Annotated in this window: 20 protein-coding genes; 12 read left to right on the top strand and 8 right to left on the bottom strand. The window is 73.2% G+C overall.

From position 1 onward, the window contains the following. Nucleotides 1–369 precede the first annotated feature (369 nt). The 4 genes from IEZ31_RS43645 to IEZ31_RS43630 all read right to left on the bottom strand — a co-directional run bounded on the left by IEZ31_RS43645 (nucleotide 370) and on the right by IEZ31_RS43630 (nucleotide 5,475). Complete coding sequence (locus IEZ31_RS43645) at nucleotides 370–747, bottom strand: STAS domain-containing protein (RefSeq protein WP_190256025.1); 378 nt, start codon at nucleotides 745–747, stop codon at nucleotides 370–372. Nucleotides 748–962: 215 nt separating this feature from the next. Beyond that, a complete protein-coding gene (locus tag IEZ31_RS43640; protein ID WP_190256024.1) occupies nucleotides 963–1,535 on the bottom strand; it encodes an isochorismatase family protein in 573 nt (190 codons plus the stop codon). Beyond that, on the bottom strand, nucleotides 1,532–2,815 hold the full coding sequence (locus tag IEZ31_RS43635; RefSeq protein WP_268241743.1) for a nicotinate phosphoribosyltransferase: 1,284 nt from the start codon (nucleotides 2,813–2,815) through the stop codon (nucleotides 1,532–1,534). Before IEZ31_RS43635 ends, IEZ31_RS43640 begins: the two co-directional genes overlap by 4 nt. Nucleotides 2,816–2,850: 35 nt before the next feature. Continuing rightward, nucleotides 2,851–5,475 carry a LuxR C-terminal-related transcriptional regulator gene (locus IEZ31_RS43630; protein WP_190256023.1) on the bottom strand — a complete coding sequence of 875 codons (2,625 nt, stop codon included), beginning with the start codon at nucleotides 5,473–5,475 and terminating at the stop codon, nucleotides 2,851–2,853. 193 nt (nucleotides 5,476–5,668) lie between these two features. On the opposite strand from IEZ31_RS43630, the gene IEZ31_RS43625 reads away from it, so the two are divergent. The 6 genes from IEZ31_RS43625 to IEZ31_RS43600 all read left to right on the top strand — a co-directional run bounded on the left by IEZ31_RS43625 (nucleotide 5,669) and on the right by IEZ31_RS43600 (nucleotide 9,923). Next, complete coding sequence (locus IEZ31_RS43625) at nucleotides 5,669–7,183, top strand: P-loop NTPase family protein (protein ID WP_190256022.1); 1,515 nt, start codon at nucleotides 5,669–5,671, stop codon at nucleotides 7,181–7,183. Nucleotides 7,184–7,198: 15 nt separating this feature from the next. Further along, on the top strand, nucleotides 7,199–7,495 hold the full coding sequence (gene clpS / locus IEZ31_RS43620) for an ATP-dependent Clp protease adapter ClpS (RefSeq protein ID WP_190256021.1): 297 nt from the start codon (nucleotides 7,199–7,201) through the stop codon (nucleotides 7,493–7,495). A gap of 2 nt (nucleotides 7,496–7,497) precedes the next feature. Then, the gene (locus IEZ31_RS43615; RefSeq protein ID WP_373294784.1) at nucleotides 7,498–7,992 is read left to right on the top strand and encodes a DUF2017 domain-containing protein; all 495 of its coding nucleotides are present in this window, start codon (nucleotides 7,498–7,500) and stop codon (nucleotides 7,990–7,992) included. A 108-nt stretch (nucleotides 7,993–8,100) separates the two neighbouring features. Beyond that, nucleotides 8,101–8,592, top strand: a complete 492-nt coding sequence (locus IEZ31_RS43610; RefSeq protein WP_190256020.1) for a M67 family metallopeptidase — start codon at nucleotides 8,101–8,103, stop codon at nucleotides 8,590–8,592. 63 nt (nucleotides 8,593–8,655) lie between these two features. Further along, complete coding sequence (locus IEZ31_RS43605) at nucleotides 8,656–8,967, top strand: MoaD family protein (RefSeq protein WP_190256019.1); 312 nt, start codon at nucleotides 8,656–8,658, stop codon at nucleotides 8,965–8,967. Nucleotides 8,968–8,972: 5 nt separating this feature from the next. Then, nucleotides 8,973–9,923, top strand: coding sequence for a PLP-dependent cysteine synthase family protein (locus tag IEZ31_RS43600; protein ID WP_190256018.1), 951 nt, complete (start codon nucleotides 8,973–8,975; stop codon nucleotides 9,921–9,923). A gap of 3 nt (nucleotides 9,924–9,926) precedes the next feature. On the opposite strand, the gene IEZ31_RS43595 is transcribed toward IEZ31_RS43600, so the two are convergent. Continuing rightward, a complete protein-coding gene (locus tag IEZ31_RS43595; protein ID WP_190256017.1) occupies nucleotides 9,927–10,277 on the bottom strand; it encodes a hypothetical protein in 351 nt (116 codons plus the stop codon). 262 nt (nucleotides 10,278–10,539) lie between these two features. On the opposite strand from IEZ31_RS43595, the gene IEZ31_RS43590 reads away from it, so the two are divergent. From IEZ31_RS43590 to rdgB, 6 genes are all read left to right on the top strand, one after another. Beyond that, nucleotides 10,540–11,292, top strand: coding sequence for an MBL fold metallo-hydrolase (locus tag IEZ31_RS43590; RefSeq protein WP_190256016.1), 753 nt, complete (start codon nucleotides 10,540–10,542; stop codon nucleotides 11,290–11,292). Nucleotides 11,293–11,359: 67 nt separating this feature from the next. After that, on the top strand, nucleotides 11,360–12,508 hold the full coding sequence (locus tag IEZ31_RS43585; RefSeq protein WP_190256015.1) for a glycosyltransferase family 4 protein: 1,149 nt from the start codon (nucleotides 11,360–11,362) through the stop codon (nucleotides 12,506–12,508). Beyond that, nucleotides 12,505–13,659: a glycosyltransferase gene (locus IEZ31_RS43580; RefSeq protein WP_190256014.1), complete on the top strand. Its 1,155-nt coding sequence runs from the start codon at nucleotides 12,505–12,507 to the stop codon at nucleotides 13,657–13,659. The genes IEZ31_RS43585 and IEZ31_RS43580 overlap by 4 nt, the downstream gene beginning before the upstream one ends. A 79-nt stretch (nucleotides 13,660–13,738) precedes the next feature. Further along, nucleotides 13,739–14,581 carry an SGNH/GDSL hydrolase family protein gene (locus IEZ31_RS43575; RefSeq protein WP_190256013.1) on the top strand — a complete coding sequence of 281 codons (843 nt, stop codon included), beginning with the start codon at nucleotides 13,739–13,741 and terminating at the stop codon, nucleotides 14,579–14,581. 177 nt (nucleotides 14,582–14,758) lie between these two features. Further along, entirely contained in the window at nucleotides 14,759–15,487 is a 729-nt protein-coding gene (gene rph, locus IEZ31_RS43570) for a ribonuclease PH (RefSeq protein ID WP_190256012.1), read from the top strand. Further along, on the top strand, nucleotides 15,484–16,080 hold the full coding sequence (rdgB, locus tag IEZ31_RS43565) for an RdgB/HAM1 family non-canonical purine NTP pyrophosphatase (protein WP_190256011.1): 597 nt from the start codon (nucleotides 15,484–15,486) through the stop codon (nucleotides 16,078–16,080). The genes rph and rdgB overlap by 4 nt, the downstream gene beginning before the upstream one ends. A 258-nt stretch (nucleotides 16,081–16,338) precedes the next feature. On the opposite strand, the gene hutH is transcribed toward rdgB, so the two are convergent. The 3 genes from hutH to IEZ31_RS43550 are packed head-to-tail and all read right to left on the bottom strand — an operon-like array spanning nucleotide 16,339 to nucleotide 20,329. Continuing rightward, entirely contained in the window at nucleotides 16,339–17,859 is a 1,521-nt protein-coding gene (gene hutH / locus IEZ31_RS43560; protein ID WP_190256010.1) for a histidine ammonia-lyase, read from the bottom strand. Then, nucleotides 17,856–19,025, bottom strand: coding sequence for an imidazolonepropionase (hutI, locus tag IEZ31_RS43555; protein ID WP_190256009.1), 1,170 nt, complete (start codon nucleotides 19,023–19,025; stop codon nucleotides 17,856–17,858). Before hutI ends, hutH begins: the two co-directional genes overlap by 4 nt. Beyond that, nucleotides 19,022–20,329, bottom strand: a complete 1,308-nt coding sequence (locus IEZ31_RS43550) for a formimidoylglutamate deiminase (RefSeq protein WP_229836697.1) — start codon at nucleotides 20,327–20,329, stop codon at nucleotides 19,022–19,024. Before IEZ31_RS43550 ends, hutI begins: the two co-directional genes overlap by 4 nt. Between the last annotated feature and the right edge of the window lie 6 nt (nucleotides 20,330–20,335).

Here is a 20,335-nt window from a genome sequence, read left to right as displayed (position 1 = left end):
TGCGAGCCGTCTCCGGCCGTGGCATGGCGTGGGCTCGTGGCCTGCGCTGCGAGCCGTCTCCGGCCGTGGCATGGCGTCGGCTTCTGGCCTGCGCCGCGAGCCACCTCCGGCCCATCGCGCGTCGCCACCCGATGGATCCGCTTTTGCACCCTGACGCCGCCCCGGCCGCGCAGCCACCCCGGCTCCGCGTCCATGATCCATGGAGACTTCCGGCTGTCATGGCAGCCAGATCTCGCCATCGATCATGGGCGTGCGGGATCCACAGCAAGTGCACAGGATTCGTCCCGAATGTTGGGACCGGGGTTCACTCGCTCGGGGTCGAAACCGTGGCCGACCCCGAGCGGGTCGACAGCAAACTTGGGGCCCGAGTCAGGCCGGAGTCGTTACTCCACGCTCACGCGGCTGGGGAAGCCGGCCGGAGACGGTGCCGGGCGGGATCGGCACGCCCAGGATGTCGCTCACGCCCACCACGGCGAACAGTCGCGCGATGAACGGGTTTGGGCGGCGGATGTCGAGCTTCACGCCCATGCTGTGGCAGATGCGCTTGGCTACGACCAGGGTGCCGATGCCGGTGGAGTCGAGGAACGTGACCCCCGCGAGGTCGATGACGAGGAGGTCGATGCTTCCGTCGAGCACTGAGCTCACTGCTGTGCGGAGCTCCTGAGCGGTCTCATAGTCGATTTCGCCGCTCAGTGTCAGCACTGCCTCGCGCTGATCCGAAGGGCGAGTCTCGATCGACAACTTCACGTGACCCTCCTGGTGCTGAGCCGTCCACCATGGACGACCCTTCGAGGTCCCGCAAGCGTAGCGAAGTCTTGCCATTTTCGCCACGCTCCGTGTAGGTGCTCCTTACGGTACGACGTGAGAACTCTTCACATCGGACAGCGGAACCTGCCTGCCCGCATGACGGTACACGTCGCTTGTTACACGGCAAGTCCGGCCACGTGCCATCCGCCGGTCGGTCAGCTCCCGGCCACGATCGGTTCACCCACCAGGCTCACCCCTGCCTCCCGCAGGGTGACCAGGGCGTTCTCCGTCGTGGCCGGCGCGACGCCCGCCGTGAGGTCGAGCAACACGGTCGTAACGAAGCCCTCACGCGCCGCATCCAAGGCGGTCGCCCGGACGCAGTGGTCGGTCGCGATGCCGACCACGTCCACCGACGTCACGTTGCGTGCCCGCAGCCATTCGGCCAGGCCGACGCCGTCGGCGGCGCCCTCGAAGCCGGAGTAGGCCGCCGCGTACGACCCCTTCTCGAAGACCGCCTCGACCCGGGAGGTGTCCAGGGAAGGGTGGAACTCGATGCCGCCCGTGCCGACCACGCAGTGGGACGGCCAGGTGTCGACGTAGTCGGGCGACGACGCGAAGTGGGCACCCGGGTCGATGTGGTGGTCCTGGGTCGCCACGACGTGGTCCCAGGAGCCGGAGGCGATGGCGGCCGAGATCGACGCGGCCACCGACGCGCCGCCGGCGACGGCGAGCGAGCCGCCCTCGCAGAAGTCGTTCTGCACGTCGACGACGATCAGCGCGCGGGTCATGCGGAGCCTCCTAGCATGGTCACGGGCACGGCGGGGTCACCGGCGGAGAGCTTGAGGCCCTCCCACGGGATCGAGATCAGGCACTGGCGGAGGTGCTCGCGCGACTCGGCCAGGGACGGCAGGTCGTCCGCCACGACGCCGGCCCGCACGAAGGAGCGCTGCAGCGCGCGGTCGTGCGGCTCGGCGTCCGGCGCACCCAGCGAGACGACGACCTCCTCGGTGGCGGTGCCGGTCGGCTTGTGCCGCCGGACGGCGGTCTTGCGGCCGCCGATGGTCCGCTTGTTCTCCGAGCGCTTCACGACCGGGCGGCCGTCGACCTCGACCAGCTTGTAGACCAGGCCGGCGGTCGGCGCTCCCGAGCCGACGACGACCGCGGTGCCGGCGCCGTAGGCGTCGACGGGCTCGGCGGCCAGGGCGGCGATCGCGTACTCGTCGAGGTCGCCGGACACGACGATCTGCGTGTCGGTCGCGCCGAGGGAGTCGAGCAGCGCCCGCGACTCGGAGGCGAGCACCGACAGGTCGCCCGAGTCGATGCGCACCGCGCGCAGGTCGGAGCCGGCCACGGCGATCGCGTTGCGGATGCCCTGCGCGATGTCGTAGGTGTCGACGAGCAGCGTGGTCTGCTTGCCCAGCGCCGCCACCTGCGAGCCGAACGCGGCCTGCTCCGAGTCGTGCAGCAGCGTGAACGCGTGCGCGGCGGTGCCGGTCGTCGGGATGCCGTAGCGGCGGCCCGCCTCCAGGTTGGAGGTGAACGCGAAGCCGGCCAGGTAGGCGGCGCGGGCGGCGGCCACCGCGGCCTCCTCGTGGGTGCGGCGCGAGCCCATCTCGATGACGGCGCGCCCGCGGGCCGCGGTCACCATCCGCGCGGCGGCGGCCGCGATCGCGCTGTCGTGGTTCAGGACCGACAGGACCAGCGTCTCCAGGACCACGCACTCGGCGAACGTGCCGCTGACGGTGAGGATCGGCGAGCCGGGGAAGAACAGCTCGCCCTCGGCGTAGCCGTCGACGTCACCGGAGAAGCGGTACGCCGCGAGCCAGTCCGCGGTCGCGTCGTCGACGATCCGCCGCTCCCGCAGGAACGCGACGTCCTGCGGCGCGAACCGGAAGTCGGCGATGAGCGAGAGCAGCCGGCCGGTGCCGCCGACCACGCCGTAGCGGCGCCCGGTCGGCAGCCGGCGGGCGAACACCTCGAACACGCAGCGCCGGTCGGCGGTGCCGTCGCGCAGGGCCGCCGACAGCATCGTCAGCTCGTAGTGGTCGGTCAGCAGCGAGCTTGTCACGAACCAACCCTATGCGACGGCGAATAGGACGCCGATCACTCTTCGGGCGGCAGCGAGCGCAGCGCGGCGGCCAGCTCGGCGCGCCCGGTCACGCCGAGCTTCGCGTAGACGCGCATGAGGTGGTTGTCGACGGTACGGGAGGAGAGGTACAGCTGGTCGGCGATCTCCTTCGACGGCACGCCGGCGGCGGCGAGCCGGGCGATCTGCCGTTCCCGGCCGGTGAGCATCGGCTGCGGTACCACCAGCGCGGGAGTGACCGCGAGCTGGCACTCCGCCCGCAGCTCGGCCAGCCGCTGGGCCGCGCGCGGGGTCTGCGGCGACCGGATGCCCCGCAGGAGCGTGACGGCGCCGGCGGCGGCCTCGGCGGCGAAGAGGTTCAGCTCCATATCGGCCAGCTCCTCGGCGACCGCGAGCAGGCTCCCGCCGTCCACCTCGGCCATCGCGCGCACGTGCCACGCCATCGCCGGGGCGAGCCGCCCCTCGACGGTCTGCGCGAGGGCGTCGATCCGCTCGTGGACCTCGGCCGCGAAGCCGAGGCGGCCCAGGTGGTAGAGCGCGAACATCTCGTGCGCGGCGAAGCCGTCGTTGCGGTTGCGTGCGGCGAGGCGGCGCAGCACCTCGGCGGCCGTGCTCAGGTCGCCGGAGGCCACCGCGACCCAGGCCCGGGCCTCCTCGAGCCAGGGGTACAACACCTCCATGGACCGGTAGTGCGCCCGCTCGGCCTCGGCGAACGCCGTCGCGGCCGACGCGGCGTCGCCGCACAGCGCGGCGATGTGCGCCCGCTCGGCGTGGGCGAGCGCCACGAAGATCCGGCCGGTGGCGAGGGCGGCGCTGGCCTGGCTGGCCGCCCGGGCCGCCTCCTGCAGCCGGCCGCGCATGCGCGCCGCCTGGGCCCGCACGATCTGCAGGTAGCCGGAGCCGAGCAGGAAGTTGCCGGCGTCGGCCATGCCGGCGAACTCGGCGGCGACGATCGCGTCGACGGCGTCCAGATCGGCGGCGAGGATCATCGCGGTGCCGCGGGCCAGCTCGATGCCGAGCTGGATGTAGGGGACCTCGGCCCGCCACTGGGCGGTGTCGGCGTCCAGCGCCGCCATCGCCTTGACCGTCTGCACCGGCGTGCCGCGCATCGCCTGCAGGTGGCCCATGATGCTGCGGGCGAGGGCCCGCGGGCCGGGCGCGCTGGCCGGCCCGTCCAGGACGGTGCGGGCCAGCGTCAGGGCCTGGGCGTGGTCGCCGCGGTGCAGCCGCATGGTCGACTCGACGGACAGGGCGAGCGAGCGCTCCCGCAGGTCGACGAGCTTCTGCGCCTGCCGGCCGAGCTCGTCGACGGTGGTCGGGTCGCCCAGGCCCCAGTGCGCGGTGATGTGCCGGATCGCGAGCCAGCGGCTGCGCTGCGCCTCGTCGCCGATCTGGTCCTCGTTCTGGTCGAGGATCAGCGCGCCCTCGTCCGGGCAGTTGGCGAACATGAGGATCGTGGCGAGGGTCTCGGCCGCGTCGAACCCGCCGCCCGCCGCCACCGCGGCCTTGCCGAGCCGCATCGCGAGGGCCATGTCGTAGGTGGCGAAGGCGAGCCGGCAGGCGTTGAGCAGCTGCACCGGGTCGCGCGCCGTGTCGCTGTCGAGCCGCCAGACCGCCACCCGCAGCAGGTCGTCGCGGCGCCGCGCGCCGGTCTCCTCGACGAGGGTGGCGAGCTGGTCGAGCAGCCGCCGGAACCGGGTCACCGGGCAGCGGCGGCGGACGACCTCGCCGTACAGCGGGTGGGCCAGCCGCACCGTCGTGCGCCGGTCCTCGACCACGACCCGGATGAGCTGCCGCTCCTCGGCCGTCTCGACGGTGGCCAGGTCGGTGGCGTTCACCAGCAGGGGCAGGCCGATCGGCTCGCCGAACGCGACCAGCTCCAGCACCGCCCGCTCCTGCGGGGTCAGCTTGCCGATGCGCGCGTCGACCACCTCGGTGAGCGTCGGCGCCAGGTCGACCTTGCCGGTCCAGCGCTGCATGCCGTAGCTCTCGATGATCTCGCCGGACGCGTGCGCGGCGATCACCAGCTCGCGCAGCAGCAGCGCGTTGCCCTGGGAGAGCTGCCAGAGCCGGTCGACGGACGCGGAGTCGACCGGGCCGCCGAGCACCTGCTGGAGCAGGTCGGACGTCTCCTGCAGGGTCAGCGGGCCGAGCTCGATCCGCTCGACCAGGTCGTCCTTCCACAGCGCGCTGATCGGGTCGTGCAGCGGCTCGCCGGTGCGCACGGTGCCGATCACGGTCGCGTTCTCGGAGCGGGCCACGTAGTACACCAGCGCCGCGGACAGCGGGTCGAGCAGATGGGCGTCGTCGATCGCCACGACGATCGGCCGGCCGGCGGCCTGCCGGTGCAGCGCGTCGACGGCCCAGCGCAGCAGCCCCGCGGGCGACCCGCCCGCCGGCTGGTCGGGCGGCAGCACCTGGGCCAGCCCGCCGAGCGGCAGGCCGGCCGTGGCGGCGTTGGCCGTGGCCGTCCAGACGGCGAGTCTGTCCTGGTCAAGGGCCTGGACGCCCTCGCGCAGCAATCGGCTCTTGCCGATGCCTGGAGGCCCGCCGAGAATCAGCCCACGACCGGTGGTTCCGGAGGCGGACTCGGCGACACGGATCAGTTCTGCGTTTCGTCCGACGAAGCTCCAGGGAGGCACCGTCGCAGCATATCGATATGTTGGTTACACGGCGTACCTGCGGACGCACGAACTTGAGTAGTGCGATCGGATCCAGTTGAGTACCTGGATCCCTGCCTCGGTAAGTGGCTGTTCACGTAGCGTTCCGATGCTGCTCGCAAGGTCGTCCAGATTGCCTGTGGCGGTACATCCCGGGCGCGCAAGGAGGTCGCACATGGGGTCTGGAGTCATGCAGGCGCCGTCGATCGATCTTTCCGTCGCGACGAGCAACGCCGCGACGACCACCGGGGGTCCCGTGTCCGCGATGCCGGTACGCGGCAGCCGGAGCCAGCGGCCGCCGTCCGCCCAGACCCAGCCGCAGGCCCGCTCCTACGCCCTGATCGCCGGCCCCCCGGGCAGCGGGAAGACCGCGCTGGTCAACGCCCTGATCCGCCGTACCGCGCCCGACCGTGCCGCCGCCGAGGAGGCCTGGACGGTGTTCCGCCACGGCGAGCGGCCCGACGTCCGGGCGTTCATCCCCGGCCACCGGGAGCCGCGCCCGGCCACGGCGCCGAAGGGCGGCCCGCAGCGTCCGCCCCGCCGGATCGAGATCAGCCACCCGGCGGCCCTGCTCAAGCACGTCGCGCTGGTCGACACGCCCGGCAGCGGGGGCCTGGACCCGGCCCGGGTCGAGATCGTCCTCGACGCCGCCGAGCACAGCCTCGGCCTGCTGTTCGTGATCGACGCGGCCGTCCCGCTCGCGCGCGCCGAGCTCGACCTGCTGGCCGCCGCGGCCGAGCGGGTCGAGCGGATCGGGCTCGTCCTCACCCACATCGACCAGCACGACCTGTGGCCGGAGATGCTCGCCGCCAACCGGGCGCTGCTCGCCTCGCGCGGCCCGAAGCTGGCCACCGCGCCCTGGTTCCCGGTCTCGCTCGACCCCGAGGCCGTGTTCGGCGTCGCCGAGCTGCGCCACCTGCTGGAGATCTGGGCCGACCAGCACGGCGCGGCCGAGGTCAAGATCGGCGGGGTCACCGCGGCCACCGTCTCGGGCGCCGGCGACGGCTGGCAGGAGCGGCTCGACCGGGAGATCCGCCAGCGCGGCCTGGCCGCGGCCGAGCGGGTCTCGATCGACCTGGCCACCATCCACGTGCGCTGCGTGCAGGAGCTCGGCTCGGGCAAGGGCTGCCCGGAGCTGCCCCACGTGCTCGACCGCGAACTGCACGCGCTCTCCCTGCGCACCACCCGCCAGCTGCACGCCGACACCCGCGAGCTGATCGCCGCCGTGTTCGGCGAGCTGCTCGACGCGCCGCCGGACGACGCCGTGCTGCGCCGGATCGCGACCGCCGCCCGGCGGGCCGCCGACACCCTGCGCGACGACGACCGCGAGCGCGACCGGGCGCTGCTGGTGACCACCACGTCGGCGGTCGCCGCGCTCACCGGCGCCGCCGCCGTCGACAGCCTGTCCGCGGTCGGCGGGGCCGACCGGACCGACGCGCCCGACCGCGTGCTCGCCGCGATCGGAGTCGGCCTCAACGCCAGCTGCTTCGCGATGTGGCAGCCCAAGATCGCCCCGGGCGGGCCGCCGAAGCTGCCGGACAAGAAGGACTGCCGGCGCTGGCTGCAGCACGCCCTGCGTGAGGTCGAGGTCGAGATCGGCCACGAACTCACCGAACGGTACTCCGAGCTGCGCCAGGCGCTCGCCATCATCGCGGGGGACGCGGTCGACCATGGCGTGCTGCTCGCTTGATGGCACCATGTTGGTATGGCGGCGCCGCAGGTCCTACCGATCGAAGAGACCCACGTCGAGGTTGACGAGGTGCCCCAGGCCGACCGTCCGTGGGTGACCGTGGTCTGGAACGATCCCGTCAACCTGATGAGCTACGTGACCTGGGTCCTGCAGAAGCTTTTCGGGTATAGCAAGGAGAAGGCCGAACGCCTCATGCTCGACGTGCATCACAAGGGCAAGGCGATCGTCTCCAGCGGCCCCCGGGAGCGGATGGAGTACGACGCCTCCAGGTTGCAGGCATACGGCCTCTGGGCGACGGTGGACCAATCGTGACCATGTTCGTGCGCGCCGGCACAGCCTGCGTGGCCCGGTTCGGGCCCGCGGAGGCGGCCGTCCTCAACGAGGTCATGCTCGAGGTCATCACCCTGCTGTCCGAGGGCTTCGACCGCGACGACCCGGTGATCGACCGCCTGTTTCCCGACGTGTACCGCGACGACCCCGGCGCCTCCGCCGACCTGCGCCGCTACACGGAGGACGATCTCCGCTCGGCGAAGCTGGAGCAGGCGGCGATGCTGCTGGACGCCCTCCCGGTCGAGGGCGGCGAGGTGGCCCTCGACGAGGAGCAGGCCGAGGCGTGGCTGCGGGCGCTGACCGACGTGCGGCTCACGCTGGGCCTGCGGCTCGGGATCACCAACGACGACGTCGACATCGAGGCCGAGCTGGACGACGCCATCCTGCGCGATCCGACCTCACCCCGCGTGGGGCAACTGTCCGTTTACCAGTACTTGACGTACCTCCAGGAGTCCCTCGTCGGCGCCTTGATGGCGTGAGCGGTCCGGACTGAAGCGGAGGGGCCCCTCGCCATGGGCTCAGCGAAGCGGGGCAGCGTGAGGGCCGTCACGGGCAGGTTGCCACCTGGTTTCGGTAGGCTGTCGGGCGTGCTGACCATCGACGCCGCGATCCTCGACGCGATCGTCGCCCACGCCCGCCGGGACCACCCCGACGAGGCGTGCGGCATCGTGGCGGGTCCGGCCGGCTCCGACCGGCCCGAGCGGCACGTGCCGATGGAGAACGCCGCCCGGTCGATGACCTTCTACGAGTTCGACTCGAAGGAGCAGCTCCGGCTCTGGCGCGAGATGGACGACGCCGACGAGGAGCCGGTGGTCGTCTACCACTCCCACACGGCGACCGAGGCCTACCCGTCGCGGACCGACGTGTCCTTCGCGGGCGAGCCCAACGCGCACTACCTGCTGGTCTCCACCCGGGATCCGGAGACGACGGAGATCCGGTCGTTCCGCATCGTGGACGGAACCGTCACCGAGGAGCCGGTTCAGGTAGTTAATGCTGTCGTGGACCCACACGCCGTCCAGACCTACCTCTTCGGGCAGAGCCCGACGACCGTCGACTACGAGTGTCGCGCCGGCAGCTGACCAGCCGCCATCCGCACCGTCCTGTCCAGTCGTCGACCCGTCCGTTCTCAGAGGAGACCCATCATGGCCATCGAGGTTCGCATCCCCACCATCCTGCGCAGCTACACCGGCGGCGCGAAGACCGTCGAGGGCTCCGGCGACACCATCGCCGACCTGCTCGCCGACCTCGACACCCGGCACGCGGGGATCAAGGACCGGCTCATCACCGGCGAGGGCGGCCTGCACCGCTTCGTCAACGTCTACATCAACGACGAGGACATCCGGTTCCTCGGCGCGCTCGACGCGAAGCTCAACGACGGCGACTCGGTGACGATCCTGCCGGCCGTCGCGGGCGGCGCGTTCGCCTTCGCCGCCGCGCACGCACTGCGGGGCTGACCGCCGTGGCGCGCTACGAGTCCCTGCTCGATGCGTGCGGAAACACGCCGCTCGTCGGGCTGCCGCGGCTCTCGCCCAGCCCGGAGGTGCGGCTGTGGGCGAAGCTCGAGGACCGCAACCCCACGGGGAGCGTCAAGGACCGTGTCGCGCTCTGGATGGTGAAGGCGGCCGAGGAAGCCGGCCGCCTTCGCCCCGGTGACACGATCATCGAGCCGACCAGCGGCAACACCGGCATCGCGCTCGCGATGGTGGCGAAGCTGCGGGGCTACCGGCTGGTGTGCGTCATGCCCGAGAACGTGTCGTCCGAGCGGACGGCGATCCTGCGCATGTATGGCGCGGAGATCATCTTCTCGCCGGCCGCGGGCGGCTCCAACCGGGCCGTGGCGGTGGCCAAGGAGATCGCCGCGGAGCACCCCGACTGGGTGATGCTGTTCCAGTACGGCAACGAGGCCAACGCGCGCGCCCACTACGAGTCGACCGGCCCGGAGATCCTGCGCGACCTGCCGACGATCACGCACTTCGTGGCCGGCCTGGGCACCACCGGCACGCTGATGGGCGTGGGGCGGTATCTGCGGGAGAAGGTCGAGAAGGTCGAGATCGTCGCCGCCGAGCCGCGCTACGGGGAGCTGGTCTACGGCCTGCGCAACCTGGACGAGGGCTACGTGCCGGAGCTCTACGACGCGACCGTGCTCACCCGCCGGTTCTCGGTCGGCACCCGCGACTCGGTGCTGCGCACGCGCCAGCTGGTCGAGGTCGAGGGCATGTTCGTCGGCTTCTCGACCGGCGCGGTGCTGCACGCCGCGCTCGCGGTGGCCCACCAGGCGCTCAAGGCGGGCGAGAAGGCCGACGTGGTCTTCCTGGTCGCCGACGGCGGGTGGAAGTACCTCTCGACCGGCGCCTACGGCGGCACCCTCGCCGAGGCCGAGAGCGCCCTCGACGGGCAACTCTGGGCCTAGGGCCTAGAGCCCGGTCACGATCCAGCCCGCCACCAGGCTCACCGAAGCCGCGCCCAGCAGGGCCAGTGGCAGCCGGCGATGATGCACGCTCGCGAACGCGGCGATCGTGCACGCCAGCCCGACCAGGCCGATCGTGATGACCGTCGGTGCGTACCAGCCCCGGGACGGCCCGACGAGGCCCACGAAGGCCCGCAGGGCCACCGCCATGCCGCCGAGGCCCAGCCCGGCCGCCCAGAAGCACACGACGGCCAGGTGGCGCGGCTCCGGCGCCGGATCGGCCTCGGTCGGCAGGCGGAACGCGTCGGGCAGGTGTTTGCGCAGCCGGCGGGCCGCCCGGGACACGTCCACGCTCACGTCCGCCTCCTCTGGTCGGGACTCACAGCGTGCAACGAGCGGGGTTGTCCGGCGTGACGCCAGCCTGTCACGTTGGCGACATCTGCCGTCCGATCGTTCAGACTTGCCCGCGAGTCCGGCGTAGGCTGCGCACGGTGACGGACCTTGCGGAGCGGCCTTACCAGGCCCAGCACTGTCCGTCCGTCCAATGGATCTATCCTCACCTGGCCGGAATGATCCACTCGTCAGCACGTAGACAAGGAGACGGCGGGTTGAGCGCAGCATGAGGCTCACGGTTCTCGGCTGCGCCGGCAGCTTCCCGGGGCCGGAGGCGCCCTGTTCCGCCTACCTCGTCGAGGCGGACGGCTTCCGCCTGCTCGTCGACTTCGGGCCGGGCTCGATGACGACGCTGCAGCGGTTCTCCGGGCTCTACGCGGTTGACGCGATCCTGCTGTCGCACCTGCACTGCGACCACATGCTCGACGCGTGCTCCTACGTGGTGGCCCGCCGCTACGCCCCCGAGGGGCCGTATCCGCCGCTGCCCGTCTACGCGCCGGTGGCCGCCCCCGAGCGGATCGCCGCCGCCTACGGCGGGGAGAACGAGCCGATGGCGATCAACGACGTCTACACGTTCTACGCCCTGCAGCCGGGCAGCTTCCCGATCGGCCCGTTCCACGTCACCGTCGACCGGGTGAACCACCCGATCGAGACGTACGGGGTGCGGATCGAGCACGAGGGCCGCGTCCTGGCGTACTCGGCCGACACCGCCCCCTGCGAGGCCCTCATCCGGCTGGCCCAGGGCGCCGACGCGTTCCTGTGCGAGGCGAGCTACCTCGACGGCGTCGACAACCCGCCGGACCTGCACCTCACCGGCCGCGAGGCGGCCGAGCACGCGACCAAGGCCGGGGTCGGCAAGCTGCTGCTCACCCACCTGGTGCCGGCCTGGGGGAGCGAGGCGCTCACGCTGGAGGCGGCTTCGGCAGCCTTCGATGGACCGATCGAGATCGTCCGACCTGGCGCAAGGTACGACATTTAGGCACCCGTTTGCCATCTGGTCAGCAATTAGTGGCCGCACGCATCAACTTCGACCTCATGGTCATGGCATGCGGATCGCGATCGTCACCGAATCGTTCCCGCCCGATGTGAACGGCGTCGCCCACTCCGTCGTCCGGGTGGCCGAGCATCTCGTCGCGCGTGGCCACGAGCCGCTCGTGATCGCCCCCCAGCCGTCTTCCGGGGCGCGGTCGGTCACCGGCGTCTTCCCGTACCAGATCATCCGGGTGCCCTCGGTGGCCACGCCGGGCTATGGGAGCTTCCGGCTGGGCCTGCCCAGCCGGCGCCTGGCGGCCGCGTTACGGTCCCACCGCACCGACCTGGTGCACCTGGCCAGCCCGTTCGTGCTGGGTGCCCGGGGGATGACCGTGGCCGCCTCGCTCGGGCTGCCCACCGTCGCCGTCTACCAGACGGACGTGCCGGCCTACGCCCGGCTCTACTACCACTCGAACCTCGGCGAGCAGGCCGCCTGGCGCTGGCTGCGGCACATCCACAACGCCGCCGACCGGACCCTCGCGCCGTCGACGGCCGCGGCGACCGCGCTGCACCGCAACGGCATCGAGCGCGTGTGGCTCTGGCGCCGCGGGGTCGACGCGGCCCGCTTCGACCCCGCGCACCGCAGCGCGGCCCTCCGCCGGGCGGTCGCCGAACACGGGCAGGTCATCGTCGGGTACGTCGGCCGCCTCGCCGTCGAGAAGCGGGTCGACCTGCTGGCTCCGGTCAGCCGGATCCCGGGCGTCCGGGTGGTCGTCGTCGGCGACGGCCCGGCCCGCGCCTCGCTCGAGCGCTCGATGCCCGACGCGGTCTTCGTCGGCGAGCGGCGCGGCGACCAGCTGGCCCGCATCTTCGCCAGCCTGGACCTGTTCGTGCACACCGGCCCGTTCGAGACCTTCGGCCAGACCATCCAGGAGGCCCTGGCCAGCGGGGTGCCGGTGGTCGCCCCGGCCCAGGGTGGCCCGCTCGACCTGGTCGACGACGGCCGCACCGGCCTGCTGATCCCGCCCTGCGACGCCGACGCGCTGGTCGAGGCGGTCGCCTCCCTCGTCGCCGACGACGAGCGGCGGCTGGCGATGGGCGTCGCGGCGCGCGTCGCGGTGGCGGCACGCACCTGGTCGGCGGTCGGCGACGAGCTGATCCGCCACTACGTGGAGGTGCACTCCGGGGGCCTACCGGCCCGCACGTTGCCGGTGCCCGCATGACCGATCGGATAGTTCGGCTCGCGAACTTCGTCATGCCCCGGTCCGGCGGGCTGCGCACCGCCCTCCGGGCCCTGGGTGAGGGCTACCTGGCCGCCGGACACGAGCCGGTCCTGATCGTGCCCGGCGAGCGGTACTCCGACGAGCAGACGTCGCAGGGCCGGGTGATCACGCTGCCCGGCCCGGTCGTCCCCTTCACCGGCGGGTACCGCGTCCTCATCCACCGCCGCCGCCTGGCCGCGCTGCTGGACGAGCTCGCCCCGGACCGCCTGGAGGTCTCCGACCGGTTCACGCTGCGCTGGACCGGCCGCTGGGCCCGCGAGCGGGGCATCCCGTCGGTGATGGTGTCCCACGAGAGCCTGGCCGGGCTGCTGACCTTCGCCGGCCGGCTGGGCTCGGTCTGGGCCGACCACCTCAACTCCCGCAGCTTCGGCGCGTACGACACCGTCCTGTGCACCACGTCCTGGGCCGCCGCCGAGTTCCGCCGCATCGGCGCGCAGAACCTGGTCCAGGTGCCGCTCGGCGTCGACCTCGACCTGTTCCACCCGTGCCGCTACGACGCCGCGCTGCGCGACCGCTACGCCCGCCCCGAGCAGACGCTGCTGGTCCACTGCGGCCGGCTCTCGCAGGAGAAGCGGCCCGAGCGCTCGATCGAGGCCCTGGTGGCCCTCCGCGCCCAGGGGGTGGATGCGGTACTGGTGGTGGCCGGCGACGGTCCGCTCCGGGCCCGCCTGCAGGAGCAGGCCCGCGGCCACGCCGTCCACTTCATGGAGTTCGTCGCCGAGCGCACCGCCGTGGCCGCCCTGCTGGCGACCGCCGACGTGGTGATCGCCCCGGGCCCGATCGAGACGTTCGGCCTGGCGGCGCTGGAGGCGCTGGCCTGCGGCACCCCGGTCGTGGTGGACGCGACGTCCGCGCTGCCCGAGGTGATCGGCAAGGCCGGCGCCGCGGTGCATGACGATTTCGCGGGAGGTGTACTGCAGGTGCTCACCCGTCCCGACCCGTCCCGCCGCGCCGCGGCCCGGTCGCGGGCGGAGGAGTTCTCCTGGCCGGCGGCCGTCTCCGGCTTCCTGGCGGTCCACAACAGCCCGCCGGTGGCCGCGCCGGTCGTCGCGCCCGTCCTGGAGGACCCCTCGGCGGTGACGGTGCCATGACCGGTCCGGAGCGCAGCGGAGGGGCCGGTCGCCAGCGGCTCAGCATCAAGGCAGGCGGCCGGAGCGGAGCGGAGGACGCATGACCGTCTTCGCGGCCCTGGGGGACTCGACCACGGCGGGCTTCGGCGACCGGATGCCGGACGGCTCGTGGCGGGGATGGGCCCCGATCCTGGCCGAGGCGGTCGGCGCCCGGCTGCACAACTTCGCGACCAGCGGCGCCCGCGCCCACGACGTCGAGCACGAGCAGCTGCCCCGGGCCGCGGCGCTGCAGCCGGACGTCGCGGCGGTCCTCATCGGTACCAACGACACCCTTCGCGACCCGTTCGACGCCCAGCGGATCTCCGGCCACCTCGAGCGGACGGTCGCCACCCTGCGCGCGGAAGGCGCCGAGGTGCTGACCATCCGCCTGCCCGACCCGGGCCGGATGTTCGGCCTGCCGGGCCCGCTGGCCCGCCCGCTCGCCCGCCGCATGGCCGAGCTGAACGCCGTCGCCGACCTGGTCGCCGCCCGCTACGACACGGTGCACTTCGACGCCGCGAGCGACCCCAGGTCGTACGACCGCCGCATGTGGAGCGTCGACCGCCTGCACCCGAGCGAGCGCGGCCACCGCTTCCTGGCCTGCTCCTTCTACGACCTGCTGATCGAGCGCGGCTCCGGGTTCGCCCGCTCCGGCGAGCGCCCGGACCCGGACCCGAGCAGCCCGCCCCCGAGCCGCGCCGCGATGGTCCTGTGGATGGCCACGGCCGGCACCCGGTGGATGATCCGCCGCTCGACCGACCTCCTCCCGGGTCTCCTCCGCCTGGCCTGGTCGGAGTGGCGCCACGGCTCCCCGATCGCGACGACGGACCTCCTGGACCTCCAGCTCCCGGACTCGGTCCGCGACGCCGTCCGCGGCGACAACGTGTCGGGCAAGGTCGCCTGACCGCACCGCCCGGGCTCGGCGCCGGCCCTCCTGTTGCCACGCCCCATCGCTCCTTCGGACCCCCGCGCAACACGCTGCTCCGCGCTCCGTCGCCGTGCTGCCGCTCCTTCCTTGCCGCGACGCTCGGGCGCCACGCCGCCGCGTGCCGTGTGCGGTGGCTTGACTAGGGTGGGTGCCATGGCTCGACCCGATGGACGCGCACCCGACCAACTCCGCCCCGTTTCGATCACCCGACAGTGGAGCATGCACCCGGAGGGGTCCGTGCTCATCGAGTTCGGCGCCACGCGGGTCCTGTGCACCGCGAGCGTCACCGAGGGCGTTCCGCGCTGGCGGAAGGGCTCCGGCCTGGGCTGGCTCACCGCTGAGTACGCGATGCTGCCCCGCGCCACGACCACCCGCAGCGACCGCGAGAGCGTCAAGGGCAAGATCGGCGGCCGCACGCACGAGATCTCCCGGCTGATCGGCCGCAGCCTGCGCGCCTGCATCGACCTGAAGGCCCTCGGCGAGAACTCGATCGTCCTCGACTGCGACGTCCTGCAGGCCGACGGCGGCACCCGCACGGCCGCGATCACGGGCGCCTACGTCGCCCTCCACGACGCCGTGGCCTGGCTCGCCGCCCAGCGCAAGCTCGCCGGCAAGCCCGCCGAGGTCCTCCACCGCTCCGTCGCGGCCGTCAGCGTGGGCATCATCGGCGGCGAGCCCCGCCTCGACCTGTGCTACGAGGAGGACGTGATCGCCGACGTGGACATGAACGTCGTCTGCACCGGCGCCGGCGACTTCGTCGAGGTCCAGGGCACCGGCGAGCAGGGCGTCTTCTCCCGCGCCGAGCTCGACACCCTGGTCGACCTGGGCGCCCTGGGCTGCACCGAGCTGGCCGCCCTCCAGCAGAAGGCGATCGCCGGATGAGGCTCCTGCTGGCCACCCGCAACAAGAAGAAGCTCGTCGAACTCCGCCGCGTCCTGGCGGAGGCCGCGAGCGACGTCGAGCTGGTGGGCCTGGACGACGTGGACGAGTATCCGGAGTCTCCCGAGACCGGTCTCACCTTCGAGGACAACGCCCTGCTGAAGGCCCGCGAGGCCGTCCAGTTCACGCGCCTGCCGAGCATCGCCGACGACTCCGGCCTGGCCGTCGACGCCCTGAACGGCATGCCGGGCGTCTTCTCGGCCCGCTGGTCCGGCCTCCCCAGCGGCACCCCGAACCGGGACGAGGCCAACCTGAACCTGGTCCTGGCCCAGGTCGCCGACGTCCCCGACGAACACCTGGGCGCCGCCTTCGTCTGCGCCGCGGCCCTCGTCTGGCCCGACGGCCGCGAACTGGTGGTGCGCGGCGAGATGCGCGGCCACCTGATCCGTGCCCCACGCGGCGACGGCGGCTTCGGCTACGACCCGATCTTCGTAGCGGACGGCCACGACCGCACAACGGCCGAACTCACCCCGGCCGAGAAGGACGCCATCAGCCACCGGGGCATCGCCTTCCGCGCCTTGGCCGAACACCTGTAGCCGGCCGGCAGCCATGGTGCGCGCCGCACGACATTCCTGACCGGAATACCTATTCCCGCCAGGAATATCGCACGACAGGCCACCTCCCTCGGCCGGCAACCCGGCCAACGTCCCAGGACACCCGACGCCGCGCGGCAGAACCCTCTTGCCGCGCGCCGCCTGGCTCGCGGCGCCCGGCTTGGGGCGCCTGCTGTCCGCGCCGCCTGGCTTGGGGCGCCTGGCTTGGGGCGCCTGGCTCGCGGCGGCGCCCCGGTGCGATCAGGCGAGCGGGCCGGTCTGGCGTTCGATCTCCGAGCGCAGCTCGCGGGACCAGATCAGGGCGCGGGCCGACTCCAGCACCGGGGCGAGGAACACGTCCGGCCCCGGGCCGCCGGCGAACCGCTCGACCGTCGCCACCGCGAGCCGGCCGGTCGGCGACGGGCCGAGCGGCGCGCGCAGCTGGATGCCGCGGACGGCGGAGAGCAGCTCGACGGCCAGGATGCTGCACAGGTTGTCGAGGACGGTCCGGAGCTTGCGGGTCGCGGCCCACCCCATCGAGACGTGGTCCTCCTGCATGCCGGAGGTCGGCAGCGAGTCGACGCTGGCCGGCGCGGCCAGGCGGCGGTTCTCCGCCACGATGCCCGCCGCCGTGTACTGGGCGATCATCAGCCCCGAGTTCACCCCCGCGTCGGGCGTGAGGAACGGCGGCAGGTCCCGCGAGCGGCACACGTCCAGCAGCCGGTCGACCCGCCGCTCCGCGATCGCGCCCACCTCGGCGGCCGCGATGGACAGGTAGTCGGCGGCGAACCCGAGCGGCGCCCCGTGGAAGTTGCCGGTCGACTCGACCCGCCCGTCCGGCAGCACCACCGGGTTGTCGACGACCGACCGCAGCTCCCGGCCGGCGACCGTCGTGGCGAAGTCGAGCGTGTCCCGCGCGGCCCCGGCCACCTGCGGCGCGCACCGCATCGAGTACGCGTCCTGGACCGCGTGCACCAGGTCGTCGCGGTGCGAGTCCATGATCGGCGAGTCCTGCAGCAGCCGGTGGATGTTCGCGGCCGAGGCCGCCTGGCCGGGGTGCGGCCGGATCGTGTGCAGCTCGGGCATGAACGGCCGGCAGGAGCCGAGCATCGCCTCGATCGACAGCGCGGCGGTCACGTCGGCCATCGTGAACAGGTGCGCGGCGTCCTCGATGGCCATGAGCAGCATGCCCAGCATGCCGTCGGTGCCGTTGATGAGGGCCAGCCCCTCCTTCGACGACAACTCGATCGGCGCCACGCCGGCGTCGATCGCGCTCATCCGCGTGCCGTCCTTCGCGAGCACCCAGCCCTCGCCGATGAGCACGAGGGCGCAGTGGGCCAGCGGCGCGAGGTCACCCGAGGCGCCGAGCGAGCCGTGCTCGGGGACCCACGGCGTGATGTCGGCGTTGAGCAGGTCGACCAGCGCCTGGGCGACGTCGGGCCGCACCCCCGACCGGCCCATCGCCAGGGACCGCACGCGCAGCAGCATCATCGCGCGGACCACCTCGCGGGGCATGGGCGCGCCGATGCCGGCGGCGTGCGACCGGATCAGCGCGTGCTGCAGCTCGGCCCGCCGCTCCGGCGCGATGAACGTGTTGGCCAGCGCCCCGAACCCGGTCGACACCCCGTAGACGGGCCGCCCGTCCCGCTCGATGGCGTCGACGATGGACCGGCTCGCGCGCATGGCGTCGAGCGCGTCCGGCGCGAGGGTCACCCGCGCGTTGCCCCGGGCGACCGCGATGAGGTCGGCGGGACTGATACCAGAGGCGGTGATGGTGATCAAACCAGCTCCCCATTGAGCACGACGGTGGTCGTCAGCGGAACTCCGGGCCGGTAGGCCAGGTGCAGGTGGGACGGCGCGTCGAGCACGACCAGGTCGGCCCGCGCCCCGACGGTGAGGTGCCCGATGTCGTCGCGCCGCAGGGCCGCCGCCCCGCCCCGGGTGGCGGCCAGGACCGCCTCGGCGGGCGTCATGGCCATCTCGCGGACGGCGAGCGCGATGCAGAACGGCATCGAGGTGGTGTACGACGAGCCGGGGTTGCAGTCGGTGGCGAGCGCGACCGTGGCGCCCGCGTCGAGCAGCGCCCGCGCCGGCGGATACGGCGACCGGGTGGAGAACTCGGCGCCGGGCAGCAGGGTCGCGACGGTGGACGAGCCAGCCAGCGCGTCGATGTCGGCGCGGCTCAGGTGGGTGCAGTGGTCGGCGGAGGCCGCGTTCAGCTCGACGGCGAGCCGGACGCCCGGCCCCTCCGTGAGCTGGTTGGCGTGGATGCGCACCCCGAGCCCGGCATCGGCGCCGACGGTGAGGATCGCCCGCGAGTGGTCGGCGTCGAACGCCCCCCGCTCGCAGAACACGTCGATCCACCGGGCACCGGCCGACCGGGCCGCCGACAGCATCGGCCCGCAGACCAGGCTGACGTAGTCGTCGGTCCGGTCCGCATACTCGGCCGGCACCACGTGCGCGCCCAGGAACGTCGTCTCCGCGGTGAACTCGCGGGCGACCCGCAGCGAGCGGGCCTCGTCGGCGACGGTCAGCCCGTATCCCGACTTGATCTCGATGGTGGTCGTGCCCTGCCGCAGCGCCTCGCCGCGGAGCCGGGCAACCGTCGTGCGCAGCTGCTCGTCGGTCGCGGCCCGGGTGGCGCCGACGGTCGTGCGGATGCCCCCGCCCGTATACGGCTGGCCGGCCATCCGCGCCGCGAACTCGGCTGCCCGGTCTCCGGCGAACACCAGGTGGGCGTGGCTGTCGACGAACCCGGGCAGCACCGCGGCGCCGCCGGCGTCGACCCGGGCGTCGGCCGCCGGAGCGTCCACGGCCCGGCCGATCCACTCGACCCGCCGGTCGTCCACGACCAGCGCCGCGTTGCGCCGGATGCCGAGCGGGCCCTCGCCCCAGGCCGGGTTGCCGGTGACCAGCTCGCCGATGTTGGTGATGAGCAGCGACCTCATCGGATCGCCTCCGCCAGGCAGCGCCCCAGGTCGGGCAGGGCCGCATGGACGCCGTCGCGGACCACGGCCCGCCCGTCGACGACGACGTGCCGGACGTCGGCGGCGGCCGCGACGAACGCGATCGCGTCCAGCTCGGCGCCCGCGGTGCGGGGCGAGTCGAGGGCCACCGTCACCAGGTCGGCCCGGGCTCCGGGGGCGATGCGGCCGGCGTCGGGCCAGCCGAGCGAGGCGTGGCCGCCGAGCGTCGCCGCGTCGAGGAGGTCCGCCCCGGTGAAGTGCCCGCGGTGCTCGGTGTGCAGCCGCTCGTGCATCTCGACGCCCCGGGCCTCCTCGAACAGGTCGATCACCGCGTGGCTGTCGCTGCCGAGGCTGAGCGGGCTGCCGGCGTCGACGAGCGCCCGGGCGTGGCCGATCCCGTCGGCGAGGTCCCGCTCGGTCGTCGGGCAGAAGCACACCCCGGTGCCCGTGTCGCCGAGCTCGGTGCGGTCGGTGTCGGTGAGGTGCGTGGCGTGCACGGCCGTCACCCGCTCGCCGAGCAGCCCCCGGTCGGCGAGCAGCTCCGTCGGCGTGCAGCCGTGGACGGCCTGGCAGGCCTCGTTCTCCGCCCGCTGCTCGGACAGGTGCAGGTGGGTCTGCAGGCCCTCCGTGCGCGTGGCGAAGACGGCCAGCACGTCGGCCGGCACCGCTCGCACGCTGTGCGCCGCCGCACCGACCCGGGCGTGCCGCCCCGCCTTCAGCCGTTCGAAGCGGTCCGACCAGGCGTCGAGGGAGCCGTCGCCGAAGCGCAGCTGCACGCCCTCCAGCGGCTTGCCGTCGACGCTCGCCGTCAGGTACAGCGTGTCGAGCAGCGTGATCCGGATGCCCACGTCGGCGGCCGCGGCGAGCAGCGCCTGGCCCATCGCGTTCGGGTCGTCATACGGCGTGCCGCCCGGCCCGTGGTGCAGGTAGTGGAACTCGCCCACGCAGGTGATGCCGGCGAGCGCCATCTCGGCGTAGACGGCCCGCGCCAGCGCGTAGTAGGAGTCCGGGTCCAGGGACGAGGCCACGGAGTACATCTGGTGCCGCCACGTCCAGAAGGTGCCCTTGCCGTGCTGGGTGCGGCCGCGCAGGGCCCGGTGGAAGGCGTGCGAGTGGGCGTTGGCGAGTCCCGGCAGGGTCAGCCCGGGCAGGCGGACCGCACCGGTCACCGTGCCCGGTGCGCTGCCCGGCGTCACCGCGGTGAACCGGCCGTCGGCGATCTCCACCAGCACGTCGTCGGCGACGCCGGTGGGCAACCAGGCGTGCGCGCAGTGGTAGCGCGTCACGGTCGG

This window comes from Dactylosporangium sucinum (assembly GCF_014647515.1).
Taxonomy (GTDB): domain Bacteria; phylum Actinomycetota; class Actinomycetes; order Mycobacteriales; family Micromonosporaceae; genus Dactylosporangium; species Dactylosporangium sucinum.
This window is presented reverse-complemented; position numbering and strand designations above follow the sequence as displayed.